This is a genomic window from Undibacterium sp. GrIS 1.8, from assembly GCF_040544445.1.
In the GTDB taxonomy this organism is placed as follows: domain Bacteria; phylum Pseudomonadota; class Gammaproteobacteria; order Burkholderiales; family Burkholderiaceae_D; genus Undibacterium.
The window spans coordinates 23,291-38,958 of record NZ_JBEONQ010000010.1 but is presented as its reverse complement, the minus strand read 5'-3'; the positions used below and the strand labels follow the sequence as shown (position 1 = coordinate 38,958).

Genomic DNA, 15,668 nt, shown 5'->3' with positions numbered 1-15,668 from the left:
CAAATGATGCGCCTCTTTCAAATAATTTACGCGGAGCGAAAACTATGAGTGCGATTGAAGTCAAAGTGCCGGACATCGGCGATTTCAAAGAAGTAGAAGTGATTGAATTGATGGTCAAGGTTGGCGACACGATTAAGATTGATCAATCATTAATTACAGTCGAATCAGACAAAGCTAGTATGGAGATTCCCTCCAGTCACGCTGGCGTAGTGACAGAAATTAAAGTGAAAGTCGGCGACAAAGTCGCAGAGGGTTCTTTGCTCGTTGTGGTTGAAGCGTCTGGTGATCTTGCTCCGGTAACTGCTCCGGCAGCTGCGCCAGTAGCAGCAACCGCACCGGTAGCTCCAGTTGCATCAACACCCCCGCCAGCGCCAGCAGCAGTTGCCGCCGCTGTAGTTGAGGTACCAGCTAGCACAGCGACAACATCAACTCCTGTCAGCAATGCCGATGGCAGCAAACCACATGCATCACCGTCAATCCGAAAATTTGCGCGCGAACTTGGCGTTGATCTCTTGCGCGTGCAAGGTAGCGGCCCTAAGGGTCGCATCTCGCAATTGGACGTGCAAAACTTCGTCAAAGGCATTATGGCTGCTAGTACAGCAGTATCGGCTGTTTCTGCTCCGGCAAAAAATGGCAGTGGTGTCGGTCTTGATTTGTTGCCTTGGCCGTCATTGGATTTCAGCAAATTTGGTAGCACCGAATTGTTGCCCTTGTCTCGCATCAAAAAACTTAGTGGCCCTAATTTGCATCGCAACTGGGTGATGATCCCGCACGTAACGCAGTTTGATGAAGCTGACATTACTGACCTGGAAGATTTCCGCAAATCGTCTAACGAAGCCTTGGTTAAGTCTGGCGTTAAGTTGACGATGCTGGCCTTTGTCATCAAAGCCAGTGTCGCCGCTTTGAAGAAATTTAAAGCCTTCAACGCTTCCTTGGATGCAAAGGGTGAAAATCTGATACTCAAACAGTATTACAACATCGGTTTTGCCGCAGATACGCCAAACGGATTAGTTGTTCCTGTGATTAAAAATGCAGACCAAAAAACTTTGTCGCAAATCGCTGTAGAGATGGGTGAGTTGTCTGCACAAGCGCGTGACGGCAAGCTGAAGCCTGCTGATATGCAAGGTGCTACTTTTACGATTTCGTCTTTGGGCGGGATTGGTGGTACGGCATTTACACCTATCATCAACGCACCGGAAGTGGCTATTTTGGGATTGTCTAAATCGACGATTAAACCAGTGTGGGACGGCAAGCAATTTATTCCACGCTTGATGTTGCCTTTATCCCTGTCCTACGATCATCGCGTCATTGATGGCGCAATGGCTGCCAAGTTCACCGCGTATTTAGCTGATGTTTTGGCTGATCTGCGTAAAACCTTGCTGTGAGCGGAGAAAATACATGAGCACAATTGAGGTCAAAGTACCCGATATCGGTGATTTTAAAGAAGTAGAAATTATCGAATTACTGGTTAAAGTGGGCGATACGATTAAGGTCGATCAATCCCTAATTACGGTCGAATCGGACAAAGCGAGTATGGAGATTCCCTCCACGCACGCTGGTGTCATCAAGGAATTAAAAATCAAAGTGGGCGACAAAGTAGCGGAAGGAAGTGTGCTGCTGGTGTTGGAGGCAGCAGGTGCAGCAGAAGTCGCAGCACCTGCAACCCAAGCCGCTCCTGCCACTCCAGCTGCCCCTGCAGCCGCTGTTAGCGCTCCAGTAACACCAACAGCACCGTCAGCACCAACGGCGTCCAGCATCGTAGAAGTTAAAGTCCCAGACATTGGTGATTTTAAAGAAGTAGAAGTCATCGAATTGATGGTCAACGTTGGTGACAGCATCAAAGTTGATCAATCACTGATCACGGTAGAGTCGGACAAAGCCAGTATGGAAATTCCATCCAGCCACGCTGGCGTGGTCAAAGAAATTAAAATCAAAGTCGGTGACAAAGTTGCCGAAGGTGCTTTGTTATTACTGGTAGAAGCCGCAGGCCAAGTGTCTAGCGCAAGTGCATCTGCGGCCGCGCCAGCATCAGTATCGGCACCAGCTGCTGTACAGGTGGCGTCCGCCGCCGCTCCTGTCGTCTCCGCCGTCCCCGCACCAATCGCATCCAGCTACACCGGTAAAGTAGATGTGGAATGCGACATGATGGTTTTAGGTGCAGGTCCCGGTGGTTATTCAGCCGCTTTCCGTTCTGCTGATCTTGGGATGAATACAGTGCTGGTAGAACGCTATGCAGCCCTTGGCGGTGTTTGCCTGAATGTCGGTTGTATTCCGTCCAAAGCCTTGCTGCACGTCGCCGCTGTGATTGATGAGACCGCCTCGATGGCAGTGCATGGCGTGACTTTTGCCAAACCTGTGATCGACATTGATAAATTGCGTGGCTACAAAGAAAGCGTCATCAAAAAAATGACGACAGGTTTGTCTGGCATGGCTAAAGCCCGCAAAGTCAATGTAGTACAAGGTACAGGTCAATTCGTCAGCCCGAATCATATTGAAGTCACTGCCGCTGATGGATCGAAGAAAACTGTTCAGTTCAAACAAGCCATCATTGCAGCTGGTTCGTCGGTGGTGAACTTACCCTTTGTTCCGGCTGATCCTCGTATCGTTGATAGCACCGGCGCTTTGGAATTGCGTCAGGTGCCTAAACGTATGTTGGTAATTGGCGGCGGTATCATCGGTTTAGAAATGGCAACCGTGTATTCCACATTAGGCGCACGTATCGATGTCGTTGAAATGATGGACGGTCTGATGCAAGGTGCAGACCGCGACATGGTAAAGGTCTGGCAAAAGTTCAACGAAAAACGTTTCGACAATATCATGTTGAAAACTAAAACCGTTGCGGTTGAAGCGCTGCCAGAAGGCATTAAAGTCAGCTTTGAAGCAGCTGAGGCCGGCGTGGCTGCACCAGCGTCACAAATTTACGATCTGGTGTTGGTGGCAGTTGGCCGCAGTCCTAACGGTAAAAAAATCGCTGCCGATAAAGCAGGTGTTAGCGTCACCGACCGCGGCTTTATCAACGTGGATAAGCAAATGCGCACCAACGTGCCGCATATTTTTGCGATTGGCGATCTGGTCGGTCAGCCTATGTTGGCGCACAAAGCGGTACATGAAGCGCATGTTGCAGCAGAAGCCGCCTCTGGTGAGAAAGCCTATTTTGATGCGAGCGTGATTCCTTCCGTTGCCTACACCGATCCAGAAATCGCCTGGGTCGGCATTACAGAAGACGAAGCCAAAGCTAAAGGCATTAAGCTTGAAAAAGGCCATTTCCCTTGGGCAGCCTCTGGCCGCGCAGTCGCCAATGGACGTGATGAAGGTTTTACCAAATTGTTATTTGATGCAGAAACCAAACGCATTGTAGGTGGCGGTATTGTTGGCACGCATGCAGGCGATATGATCGGTGAAATCGCATTGGCAATTGAGATGGGCGCAGATGCAGTTGATATTGGCAAAACGATACATCCGCATCCGACCTTGGGTGAGTCTATCGGGATGGCTGCCGAAGTCTACAAAGGCGTCTGTACTGATTTGCCGCCGATGCGCAAAAAGTAATTAGTTGTTATCAGTAGGACTTACGCAAAATCGCCCCGGCTGCGTTGTAGCTCCTAGCTGTACTACAGTACTATCTTCGTCGCTACGCCTTGCCGGGACAATTTTGCGTAAGTCCTAATAGTTGCATTGGTCCAAAAAAGCTCTTGGTGCACGTCAGTACCAAGAGCTTTTTTTCGTGCTTAAACTTGCTATTTGGGTGTTGATATCGGGCAGGATTTAATCAGATTTATTCTTGCTACAGAATATACTCACCATCAGTATGTTTTAATCGTCCATATAATGTTTGGACAATAGGCTATTTTTAGTAAAAATAATGGGGAGTATATTGGTTTTGAGCCAGAAAGGAGTTTTCTGAGGCTTTAACTCATAGTGTTTTGATGACTAGCCTAAGCTAAATCACTTAGCCTCATGTTCTGGCTTCCACAGCGCAGGTAGTTCGCCTGATTTACGTCCCTTGAGAATTGCTGCATTGATCCTGTTAATGATATCGCCATCATTTTGCAATCCATTGGTGAAGTGGATGTCATCAATCAAGAAGGGTTTGCTTAATACTTTGATGCTGAATTTCGTCTGCTCCGCCATACGGATATTTTTATCCCGGAGGTAGTTGTTCAGTTCAGTTTCCAATTCTTTGGGATTGGCAGTTCTGGAATTAAATAGCATCACATCCATACGGCCGGATAATAATTTTTTTAATCTGGAACTGGTTTGCGGCTGATCTTCTTCTACTTTGAACAAGCGATTTCTTTTGCTATCGATCTCGTCACCAAACCGTATTCCTCTGACGATGCCGACAGACTTACCTTTGAGGTCTTCGACAGAATTGAATTTGAGTGCCGAATCACTGCGCACAATGACCCAAATAAAGTCGGAGAAGATGGGAATGGAGTAACGCATTTCGCTCAGTCGCTCCGAAGTTTTGGACAGGCCAAACTCCAATCCTTCGCCCGCTTTGACATTCTCTACCAGGCGAGAGAGCGGATAGCGTTTTATGTCAAAGTGGATGCCTAAAGTACGCTCAAAATAGTCAAGGATTTTTTGATTCTCTGGGCGAATCGACGCAATCTCACCGTTTTCATCCCGAGTTTCAGCAATCAACAACGGTATATTTTGCACATTAGACGCGCTGGACAAAATCGCCGACGCCGCAATCCCGGTCGATAGCATCAATAACGAAAATAAAAAGAAGCTACGCATCCTTTTGCTGACTGACATAAAGATAAGCTTCCTAGAAGAGCGGTATTTTGAACCTGATTCAAAAATACTTGTTTGTAACGGTCTTGCTGAATATTGTTACCGTATCATAACAATGATAGAGAATCGCGTGGAATTCAAGATTCCTTTAAATGTAAGTCATTGTTATCAGGCGCTATGCTGTATGTATCGTGCATCTATTGCAAAATCCATTCATAATCAGTTCATACTATATTGACGCAGTGATCTGTACTAAGTGACCTGTATTCAGTAGCCGATAATTAATCGTAGTTCGCTGCCAGGGTTGGTTTTGTGCAAAACGCTTTTATTTAATAGTGAGCGATGATGTCAGGACAACGTGAACAACTTCCTTTGGGATTAGATACGCCCAAACGACGACGTAATAGATCAAAAGAAGAAATTATTCTTTTGATGTTGTGTGCTCTTAGCATCCCCAGTATTTTCCCGTTCGGGATAGTCCGTCTGTTGCAGCATAATTGGGTGCTCGCCGCCGTAGATCTGGCGATTGTGGCTGGTATGGTGTGCGTTTTTCTGTATGTATTGAATACCGGTCGAGTACGCTGGGCTAGTATTCTTGTCACGATTTTTTACTCGTCAGGTATGCTCGCGGTCATTTTTATAAAAGGTGCGCCGTTAGTGTATTGGGTCTATCCGACCATGATCGCTGCTTACTTTATGCTGAAAGCGCACGAGGCATTGCTGATCAATACGGTATCTCTGATTGCAATGCTGTTTGCTTTGTATGGACAAATGGAGTTGCTTAATTTATCCAGTATTGCCATCACTATTATTCTCATCAATTTGTTTTCTACGATTTTCTCTTATCGTACTAATCTTCAGCATAAAGAATTAAATCAGCAGGCCGAACATGATTTTTTGACTGGCGTCGGCAATCGTCGTTCGCTGGATCGGTGTTTAGCTAAGCTGTCAGATCCCCAGAAGACCTATCCAGAATCTTGTTTACTGTTGTTTGATCTGGATCATTTTAAAAAGGTAAATGACCAGTTTGGTCATATCGTCGGTGATCAGGTATTGGTCAAGTTATGCAATCTGATTGCCACTAGAATCAGGAATACCGATTCAGTATTTAGATATGGTGGTGAAGAGTTTGTAGTGATTGCTGTCGGCGCTAATTTGACGGCTGCAACCAGATTGGCGGAAGAGTTGAGGGCGTTGGTCGAGGTCACGCCGTTGATCGAGAATTTCTCGATTACAGTCTCGATTGGCGTCGCAAAAATTACGCCCTCAGAGACAGGAGCATCTTGGTTTCAGCGTGCTGATGCAATGTTGTATGAGGCTAAACAGGCAGGGCGTAATACAGTGCGTGTCGCGGCCGATAAAAATTGAAATAGTGATTGTTCGCTGGATTAATCCTCAATGGATGAATCATCTGACTATGCCCGCTGAGCAATCGTCAGCACGGATCGGATTGCATCTTAAAAGTGAGCTTATTGTTTCAATATCAAAGTAGATACTGGTCGGTAGTAATTTTTAATAGTCCAATAATAATTTGAAGTACATAGAAGTTATTTTTAATTTTGAGGGGAGTATCTACTTTTTTATCGAGACTTCCTCTATATTTAAAAGCTGCTTAGCCCCCGCTGATTACCATCTTCCCTCGCTTCTTTCTGCGCTTCAGTCACTTCTTCAGCCACTTAATTCCTTCCCATCTTGTCATTACATTTCGTTACTTTTTAATATAGTTAGGAAACATCTTCCGAGTATCTTTTAGCGCATGATTTGTACAAGTAATTCATCCACAAGGATGCCCGTACGATCAGTTTGGACTTGATGGGAAGCGAAGATGACGCGAATTAAAAAAGGACTCTTATTTCTCATGGGCTTGGTGTCATTCACCACAGCCGTTGGTGATGATGCTACGGACAAGTTGCAAAATGGGTTCTCAGGAGATGAGATCATAGATATCGGCGCCTTGTCGCAATCTGCCCAGAAAGGTGATCCGCGTGCTCAAACCAAGCTCGGCATTATTTATTTCCAAGGTAAAGGCGTTGAGCAAAATTATCAGCAAGCTTCTTACTGGTTTGCGCAAGCGGCTGCCCGCGGCCATGCTGGTGCACAGACCAATCTGGGTTTGATGTATAGCAACGCTCTTGGCCTGCCGCAAAATCAACAAACTGCCGCGTACTGGTATCAAAAAGCTGCGGCGCAAGGTTATACCGCGGCTTATCTTAATCTCGGCATTTTGTATTCTGAAAATGATGACACTGATGATGGTGTCAAACAAGATTTCAATAAAGCGCTGGAATCCTACAAAAAAGCTGCTTATCAAGGCAACCCGCACGCACAGTATCGTCTGGGGATGATGTACGCGAATGGAACCGGTGTCTCGCATGACGATAAGCGTGCTGTGTACTGGTATGGCAAAGCCGCAGAACAAGGATTAGCAAGCGCGCGATTTAATCTAGGTCTGAAATATCTAAATGGTGAAGGGGTTTCTCAAAATACACTAGAGGGATATAAGTTAATGCTGCTAGCCAGTATTGATTTTGGGAAAAAAGAAATGGACAGTCGTGATCTGGTCAGTGAAGGATCAACTCAGGAGCTGATTGACGACACACAACGTCTTTCTGAGATGTGGCCGGTGCGTTTAAATGCCGCTTTGGATACGCCGGCGGATGAAGATTTGTAGTCTTGTTTGAACTGGTAAGACTGACGAATATAGAAAAAAATTTAGGGAAAATGGATGACTTTTTTGTCGTCCATTTTTTTATTCGTGATAGTGAAAAATGTATTTTTCAGAAGTTGTTCAAGCGAGTTTTATGCATTGATATTACATATTCTCGCCAGCGACTCATGCTGTGTCTTTAGTTCAGCACGCTGTCTTTGCAGCCGTTATCAGTAAGCTCTTAGCTTCTGTCGGCCTTCACTTGGTCTCACATATCAAAATAATTCATCATCAAAACTGATAAACAGATTTATTTTGTATAAAAAGAAATTAAATGATTATAAAGACAGCATTATTTGTAATATTTTCTTTTCTATCCAATCATTTCTTATCTAAATAGCCAATAAATTTCATAAATACGTGTAAATAATTGGCGTACGGCAAGTTTTTTTCAAAAAAACAGGCGCATAATCATTTCAATTAAATTCCATACGGCAACTAATTGCAGCGCATAAGGCCTTGCATCGTGATGGAAATCTGATCCCGGATGTCAGATAGAAATGAGGATGCCATGCGATTACATAACGCCATCAAAGCTCTGATACTCATCAGTGTGACTTTGCAAATGCCTTTGTTATACGCACAAAGTGCCACTTTTAAAATCAATACCAGCTTAGAGAAAAAGTCGATCAGTCCGCTGATTTATGGCTATAACGCTTATGCTGACGGTACCAATCGAACAGGCTGGAATAATCAAGGCGGGCTGGCAGCATTACAAAGTTTGAATTTAGCATCACGTCGCTTAGGTGGTAATTCGATGACCAGCTTTAACTGGGAAAACGGCGTCACTAATTCTGGCGACGACTGGTGCAACTCATCCAATGCAGCTGTAAGTGCAGCGACCGGAGCAGGTGATCCTTCGCAAACATCAGGCTTAGCCTATTACACCCCGGGTGCAGGGCTGATTAACTTCCATGATCAATCGCTGACATTAAATACCTATTCACTTTTGCAGTTACCTGCCGCTGGCAAACTGCCGAAAGACATCATCAATTTGTATCCACCTGCGACTTGCAAGGGATCTGATCTGTGGCAAAGTGCAGCAGGACCTTCAAATATCGATACCGCGCGCTGGTTGGATATCGTCAACGACAAACCGACAACGGTCGACGCTTTATCTACATCGCCCAGTCTTGCAGATAACGTGGTGTATATCGACGAAGAATTGAATTTTTTAATCCAGCAATACGGCAATGCGGCGAATAGTCGCGGTATCAAAGGCTATGAGTTGGATAATGAGCCAGACCTCTGGCACCACTGGGCCGACGTCAATAATGGTAGCGGTACGCACTACAATCTGTATCCTAATTTGACGACGGTAGGCGATGTTTTTCAACGAAACATTGCACTTGCCACGACGGTTAAACGTATGGATGCAACAGCACAAACCTATGGCCCGGCGCTTAGTGGTTATTTAGGATTATTCAGCTTATGGGCAGTGTGGGACGGGGTGCAATCACATCAGCCAGCCGATTGGGCCAACTACAACGTAGAGCCGTTTGCGACCAACAATACGGGCGATCGTTACCGTTATAACGGCATGACTTTAGCAAATGCCTACCTGTCCAGCATGAAGCAGGCATCGCAGACAGCTAATCAACGCTTGCTGGATGTATTCTCTTTTCACTACTACCCACAAGCCTCGTATACCCCGATAGACCGGGTACAAGCAGCGCGTAGTTTGTGGGATGCTAATTATGTAGAGCCAACCTGGATTACCCAAACCGGTAATGGTTTTACCGACGGACGCGGTTTGCAAATCGTACCCAAACTTAAACAAGCAATTGCTGATTTTTATCCTGATACTAAATTAGCGATTACCGAATATGATTTTGGTGGACGGGACGATATCAGCGGCGCGATTGCACAAGCAGATGCACTTGGGATATTTGGTAAACAAGGCTTATATCTGGCGACTTATTTTGGTGATGCGGAAGGATTTATTGCATCGGGATTTAAAATTTTCCGTAATTACGACGGCAATAAATCGGTTTTCCCAGAAATCTCAGTACAGGCGATTTCTAGCAATAACGCCAATGGCGCAGTATATGCAGCAGTCAGCGCAGCAGATCCAAATACCTTGCATATTATCGCCATCAATCGTTTGGTGACGAGCTTGAGTAGCAGTTTTCAGATTACTAATCCGACGAGTTTCAAGACAGCACAAGTGTGGGGTGTCAGTGGCACCAGCACCGCAATCACCGCCCGGACTGGCGTGAGCAATATCGCTTCAAATAAATTCAGCTACCGTTTGCCAGCCAGCTCGGTGATGCATTTTGTATTGACACCTTGAGTGCGGATCGGATAATTTGGTCGGGCACAACTTGCGTATCTTGGCCACCCGACCATGCGGTTTTGCTTATTTTTTTCCGATATTCTGATCCAGGAATTTTTCTACTCTAGTCCAGAAATCGACTTTGTTTTTGAGTAAATAAAAACCGTGACCTTCTTCTGAATATTCTACCCACTCCACATTCGGGTTGGTTTTTTTGACGGCGTTATAAAACTTGGTACCATGTGCAATTGGCACACGACGATCAGCGCCGCCGTAAGCCAGCAACAATGGCTGCTTGATACTGGCTGCGTTTTCTAAAGGTGAGGTTGCTTTCAGCTGCTCAGCATCTTTTATTTGATCGCCAACCAAAACCGGCATGCCATAAAATTTCCACTCGTCAGATGCATCGCTCCAATGGCTGTCATATAACAGGTTGATATCGGTAACGCCAACCCAGTCCACACCACAACGATATAAGTCGGGATCTTTGATCAATCCCATCAATGTTGCATAGCCGCCGTAGCTGGCACCTGCAATACAAATTCTCTGAGGGTCCGTATAACCCTGTGCAATTGCCCATTTAGCGCCATCGGCAATATCGTCCTGCATTGCTAAGCCCCATTGCTTCATACCGGCATTGAAGTGCTTATATCCATAACCAGTGCTACCGCGATAATCCGGTTCTAAAACAGCATAGCCACGCGAGGCTAAAAACTGCGCATCAGCACTCCAATCCCAATGGTTGCCACGCACATAGGGACCACCATGCACTAGCATAATCAAGGGTAAATTTTTACCTGATCTATTGACAGGCAATGTTAGCGATGCCGGAATATCCATGCCATCTCTGGCCTTGTAATGCACCATCTCTTTAGGTGACATCTGATCTGGATTGATGCCTGGCTGGGCGTAACCAAGACGGGTAAATTTATCCGTATCAAAATCATATAATTGCCAGATGCCAGGATTGATGTCTGAGAATGAATGAACCAAAACGGTATTCGATGTGCCATCCGTAGCAACTGACATTTGATTGATGGTGTATGGCAGTAATTCATCTATTTTCTTTTGATGTTGAACCATTACATCATCAAACCAGACGCTACCTGCCATACTCATCTCGTAGTGCATTCCCAGGATTTTCTTTTGGTTTGCGCTGTACACAAAGCTACCGTTAAAATCATAGCCCTTAAGTGAAACAACCGGCTCTGGGTCGACTTGATTTTTCTGTAAATCAAAACGATATACCGACGCCGTGTCTTTGCCTAGATTCGCTTTTACATACAGATCGCCGTCAGGGCTAAAAAATAGTGGCGATACGCCTGCTGAAGTCGCCCATGAATAGGACAGTAATTTACGCCATTCTTCTGTTTTTGCATCTTTGTAAAACAGGTGGACAGTTGGCCCATCAATCATTTTGGCAATCCGTGGCACACCTGTTTTATCGATCAGCCATTGACTTACTTTTCCGGTTTTTTCTGGACGCGGAATTAAAACAGTATTGCCTGTCACCGTATTTAAACGGTACAAGTCATAGCTGTCATTTTTACTAGAATAGATATCATTACCTTGGATCACAAAGATATCGGCGGAGTTACTGCTATGAGCCGTATCGAGAAAAAAAGTATTCCATGGCAGCAGTTCATCTGCCTTTTTAACTCGTATAGTTGACTCGGTATGGCTGACCAGATGCAGGCGCTTGGTCCCGTCTTTATTTACCGCATATAGACCAGGTCCGTAAAACGTTTCACCCTGAGCTAATTTAGTATTCTTTAAGCTGTACACCAGACGTTCACTATTTACCCAATGAAAATTAGTGATATCCCTGATGTCATAAGCGGCAATGATCCTAGGTTGTAGCTGACCGATTTCTAATACACCTAAGACGATCCTGTCTTCCTTATTGGTCATTAGCATGGCAATCGATTTGCCATCTGGGGCAAGCTGGGCATAGCTAAACTGAGAATTTTTAAAGAAATTCTCGATCGGAATCGTCTTGGTTTCTGCTGGTGCCGCGGTGCTCGTCATGCCGCAGGTCAGGGCGATGATGGCAAACAGGATTTTCCAAAAATGCAGCTTGATGACTTCTTGCATAATGACTTTCGATTAACTAAAAGAAAAACATTATACGTAGTCAAGATTGCCAGTTCGTTACATTTTTTGGAAATAATTAGAGGAATTTACTTAAATTAGATTTACAAAAACACAGACCAATAAGCTGCAAAAAAACTCCATCAAAGCGTAAAGAATCCAAGGAGAATTTTTCTAGCGAGAGAAAAAATCAGTCCCGGTCCCAATACCCCAAACGCTGCATCCAGGCAGCGATATCTTGCTGATTATCGTCGCCGGTTTGATATAAGGATTGCTTCGCATCTTTGATTTCGTCTTTGATTCTGTGTTGACCGAGTTTAAATTTTCCTTCCAGCTTTTCTACCTTGATACGGAATGCGACGATGCCTTTTAACAGGCCGTCTCTTGCGGCCGTAGGCATATCATCAAAGCGAGTTTGGAAGTCTGGTTCGTGATGCTGAATTAATTTGCCAAGTACCGCTAATTTGCTATCAGTATCATGCATTGTCTGCGCAGTGCCAGTGGCATGTACCGCGATGTAATCCCAAGTCGGTACCCGATTGCCGGGTTGGTATAAAGAAGGGGAAACGTAGGTGTGCGGACCATGAAAAATCGCTAGCATAGCCGTACCAGCTTCGATGGCTTTCCATTGTGGATTTGGTAGCGCAAGATGACCGTCGATGACGATTTGTCCCTGATGTTCTTCCGCCAGCACAGGCACATGGCTGGCAAACGGTACGCCATCTACATTGCAGACCAGACTGACAAAGTTATAGAGGCGCATGACTTCTAGTAACAAAGCCGGATCGTTTTGCTGGAAGTGGGTTGGCAGATACATGGTCCGCTTTCTATGATGATTCTAATTTTTTTGGGGGGATCAACGTTGCCTCCGTTGATCATAGTTATTCAGCTAGATTTAGCTAAATATCAATATACTCCCCAATTTATTTTAAAAAAATGCTTAATTGTCCAGAGAGTATATGAACAATTAAAATATACTAATGGTGAGTATATTTTTATTCGCAGGTAAAAATACAAAAAGCATTGAGGGGGAATGATCGCTAAAATCTAGTTCAATTTAGCTTAATTTATCCCCTCAACGCTCCCGATCAAACCCTTGGTAGTCTCTTTTTTTACTCGCTACGGATATCTTTTTTACGGCTTATTTTTTCAACTGAACCAGCACTTCGGTCAGCATGGCGATCATCTGATCCAACTCTGCAATGCTGACATTGAGCGCAGGCATAAAACGTAGTAAATCCGGGCGCGGCGAGTTTAGCAGTAAGCCGACGGGCTCCATATTGCGTGCGATTTCGACGATTTTTGGTCCGATATCAGAACCCAATTTTAGCGCGCGCAACAAGCCTTCACCTCGTTCGCCTTGCATGCCAAACTGTTCTGATAATTTGAGCAACGCTGTACTAAGATAAGCCGCTTTTTCATTGACCGATTCCATAAAGCCTGGCGCTAATAATTCTTTGATGACTGCAACGCCGACAGCGGTCATCAGTGGATTGCCGTTGTACGTGCCGCCTTGATCACCTGGTACAAAACAAGCGACTTCTTCGCGGCATAATAAAGCAGCTAATGGCACGCCACCGCCGATACCTTTACCCAAGGTCATGATGTCCGGTTCAATATTCGATAACTGATAGCCGAATAATTTTCCAGTACGCCCCATCCCTGATTGCACTTCATCAACGATCAGCAAAATATTGTGCTGCTTGGTTAAAGCACGCAACGCTTGCATAAACTCGCGGCTGGCAGGGATGACGCCGCCTTCGCCTTGCACGGGCTCTAGCATCACAGCGACTGTTTTGTCGGTGATGAGTTTTTCTACCGAGGCGATATCGTTTAAATCGGCTTTTGGAAAGCCAGTGACTTGTGGTGCGAACATGGTGTCCCAACCCGGCTTGCCAGAGGCCGACATCGTGGCCAAAGTGCGACCGTGGAAGCCATGATCAAAGGTGATGATTTCGAAGGCGCCATTTTTATTATTTTTGCCCCATTTGCGCGCCAGTTTGATCGCGCCTTCATTTGCTTCTGCGCCGCTGTTGGCGAAGAAGACGCGGTCGAAGCATGAGCTTGCCGTCAGCAGCGTGGCCAGTTCTATCATCGGCGCATTGTAAAAAGCCGGTGATGGATTCAACAGTTTTTTGGATTGTGCGACCAGCGCATCTTGTATGCATTGTGGTGAATGACCAAGACAGTTAACCGCCCAGCCTTGCAGATAATCCAGATAACGTTTGCCCTTGTGATCCGTCAGCCACATACCGCTGCCTTCGGTAAAAACCAGCTCCGGGCGCGGTGTGATGTACATGAGGGCATTGACGTTGTACTGACTGAATTCCATGTTAAAACTCCTGATGATGGTAGAGGGCAGGGCGTTGATCGAGTAGATAAAAAATAAGACAGAGAAGGAAAAAGCGAAAAAAATAAATCGAAAAAAAAGCCACAGGTAAGAGCCTGTGGCTTTGGTTGGTGGTGCGCTTTATCGGACGCGCACGTTCACTAACACATCTGCCCAGGCTCGCAGAGCGAGAATCGACGTCGCGCGATATTTGGTGAAGACATGTTAGGAAAATTTTTCATAAAACGGATAGTAGGACGTTTTGCGCACTGCGTCAAAATATTTTTCAGCTTATAGATCAGCTTATAGATCAGCTTATAGATCAGCTTATGAGGCAGCACATTTCTCCGCATTCTCCTCAGCTCGCCAAATCGGCTTCCGACGTGAACGAATCCGCATAGAATTCATCTTCCGGCAACTGACACAACTGTACAAAATCGCGTTTCGCAGAATCCACCACTATCGGTGCACCGCAGGCGTACACCTGGTAGCCAGACAAGTCCGTGTGATCTGCGATAACTGCCTGATGCACAAAGCCGGTACGGCCTGTCCAGCTGTCTTCTGGCAAGGCGTCTGATACCACTGGTACATAAGTGAAGTTAGGGATGGTGCTTGCCCATTCCTCGCACAATCTGTTCATGTACAAATCCTGTGGACGACGGCCACCCCAGTACAGCGTCACCGGACGAGTGGATTTGCTGTAAATCATGTGTTCGACCAGCGCTTTGATCGGTGCGAAACCGGTGCCAGAAGCCAGTAACACGATGGGCTTGTCTGAATCCTCACGTAGGAAGAAAGTGCCTTGCGGACCTTCAAAGCGCAGAATGTCGCGCTCTTTCAAGGTGCCAAATACCTGATCAGTAAATAATCCGCCGGGCATATGACGCACATGCAAGGTGATTTGCTCATCCAGATGTGGCGCGTTTGCCATGCTGTAGCTGCGGCGTTTGCCATCGCGCAGCAAAAATTCAATATATTGGCCAGCACGATATTGCAGGCGTTCATTGGCTGGCAATTGCAGTGCAATTAACATCACATCGTCGGATAATTTTTCTAGCTTCGCAACGCGGCTTGGCATTTTTTTCAGCGGATAGTCACCGCTAGAGGCAATAACCCGTGCTTCGATAATGACATCAGAATCAGGGCGGGCGCAGCAAAATAACGACATGCCTTCCGTTTCTTCCGCATCCGACAAGGCTCTTTGCTGATGGTTGCCGTGGGTTACACTACCGCTGCTGATTTTGCCTTTACAGGAGCCGCAGGCGCCATTTTTACAGCCATAGGGTAAGCCAACGCCGGCGCGCAGCGCTGCCGCCAGGATGGTTTCGCCTTCATCGCAGCTGAACTGGCTGCCGCTTGGATTTACAGTTACTTGAAAAGTCATACAGTTCCGGACAAATAAAATGAAGCAAAAAAGTGAATTAAAAAACGAATTTTGTGTGGCGAACTTGATGCGATGAACTTAGCGGGTCATTTCATGGCGTGCAATTTTAAATAATGAATCTATAACGATAAATCTATGG

Annotated in this window: 10 protein-coding genes; 5 read left to right on the top strand and 5 right to left on the bottom strand. The window is 45.7% G+C overall.

Translation table 11 applies throughout. The annotated features are described in order from the left end of the window. Positions 1 to 44 precede the first annotated feature (44 nt). Complete coding sequence (gene aceF, locus AAKU64_RS06555; protein ID WP_354333552.1) at positions 45 to 1,385, top strand: dihydrolipoyllysine-residue acetyltransferase; 1,341 nt, start codon at positions 45 to 47, stop codon at positions 1,383 to 1,385. A 13-nt stretch (positions 1,386 to 1,398) separates the two neighbouring features. Beyond that, positions 1,399 to 3,549, top strand: coding sequence for a dihydrolipoyl dehydrogenase (gene lpdA, locus AAKU64_RS06550; RefSeq protein ID WP_354333554.1), 2,151 nt, complete (start codon positions 1,399 to 1,401; stop codon positions 3,547 to 3,549). Between the two features lie 396 nt (positions 3,550 to 3,945). Here lpdA and AAKU64_RS06545 read toward each other — a convergent pair whose 3' ends face one another. Next, entirely contained in the window at positions 3,946 to 4,764 is an 819-nt protein-coding gene (locus AAKU64_RS06545) for a substrate-binding periplasmic protein (protein WP_354361891.1), read from the bottom strand. A gap of 324 nt (positions 4,765 to 5,088) precedes the next feature. Between AAKU64_RS06545 and AAKU64_RS06540 the strand changes: the two genes are divergently transcribed. From AAKU64_RS06540 to AAKU64_RS06530, 3 genes are all read left to right on the top strand, one after another. Further along, a complete protein-coding gene (locus AAKU64_RS06540; protein ID WP_354333558.1) occupies positions 5,089 to 6,111 on the top strand; it encodes a GGDEF domain-containing protein in 1,023 nt (340 codons plus the stop codon). A gap of 457 nt (positions 6,112 to 6,568) precedes the next feature. Then, positions 6,569 to 7,414: a tetratricopeptide repeat protein gene (locus tag AAKU64_RS06535; protein ID WP_354333560.1), complete on the top strand. Its 846-nt coding sequence runs from the start codon at positions 6,569 to 6,571 to the stop codon at positions 7,412 to 7,414. A 547-nt stretch (positions 7,415 to 7,961) separates the two neighbouring features. Beyond that, positions 7,962 to 9,743 (top strand): glycoside hydrolase family 44 protein, encoded by a 1,782-nt coding sequence (locus AAKU64_RS06530; protein ID WP_354361890.1) that lies wholly within the window; start codon positions 7,962 to 7,964, stop codon positions 9,741 to 9,743. Between the two features lie 66 nt (positions 9,744 to 9,809). Here the strand turns inward: AAKU64_RS06530 and AAKU64_RS06525 are convergent, their stop codons facing one another. The 4 genes from AAKU64_RS06525 to AAKU64_RS06510 all read right to left on the bottom strand — a co-directional run bounded on the left by AAKU64_RS06525 (position 9,810) and on the right by AAKU64_RS06510 (position 15,529). After that, positions 9,810 to 11,819 (bottom strand): alpha/beta hydrolase family protein, encoded by a 2,010-nt coding sequence (locus tag AAKU64_RS06525; protein WP_354333564.1) that lies wholly within the window; start codon positions 11,817 to 11,819, stop codon positions 9,810 to 9,812. 187 nt (positions 11,820 to 12,006) lie between these two features. Beyond that, the gene (locus AAKU64_RS06520; RefSeq protein ID WP_354333565.1) at positions 12,007 to 12,633 is read right to left on the bottom strand and encodes an FMN-binding negative transcriptional regulator; all 627 of its coding nucleotides are present in this window, start codon (positions 12,631 to 12,633) and stop codon (positions 12,007 to 12,009) included. A 324-nt stretch (positions 12,634 to 12,957) separates the two neighbouring features. After that, entirely contained in the window at positions 12,958 to 14,148 is a 1,191-nt protein-coding gene (locus AAKU64_RS06515; RefSeq protein ID WP_354333567.1) for an acetylornithine transaminase, read from the bottom strand. Between the two features lie 355 nt (positions 14,149 to 14,503). Further along, entirely contained in the window at positions 14,504 to 15,529 is a 1,026-nt protein-coding gene (locus AAKU64_RS06510) for a CDP-6-deoxy-delta-3,4-glucoseen reductase (RefSeq protein ID WP_354333569.1), read from the bottom strand. Positions 15,530 to 15,668: the final 139 nt, after the last annotated feature.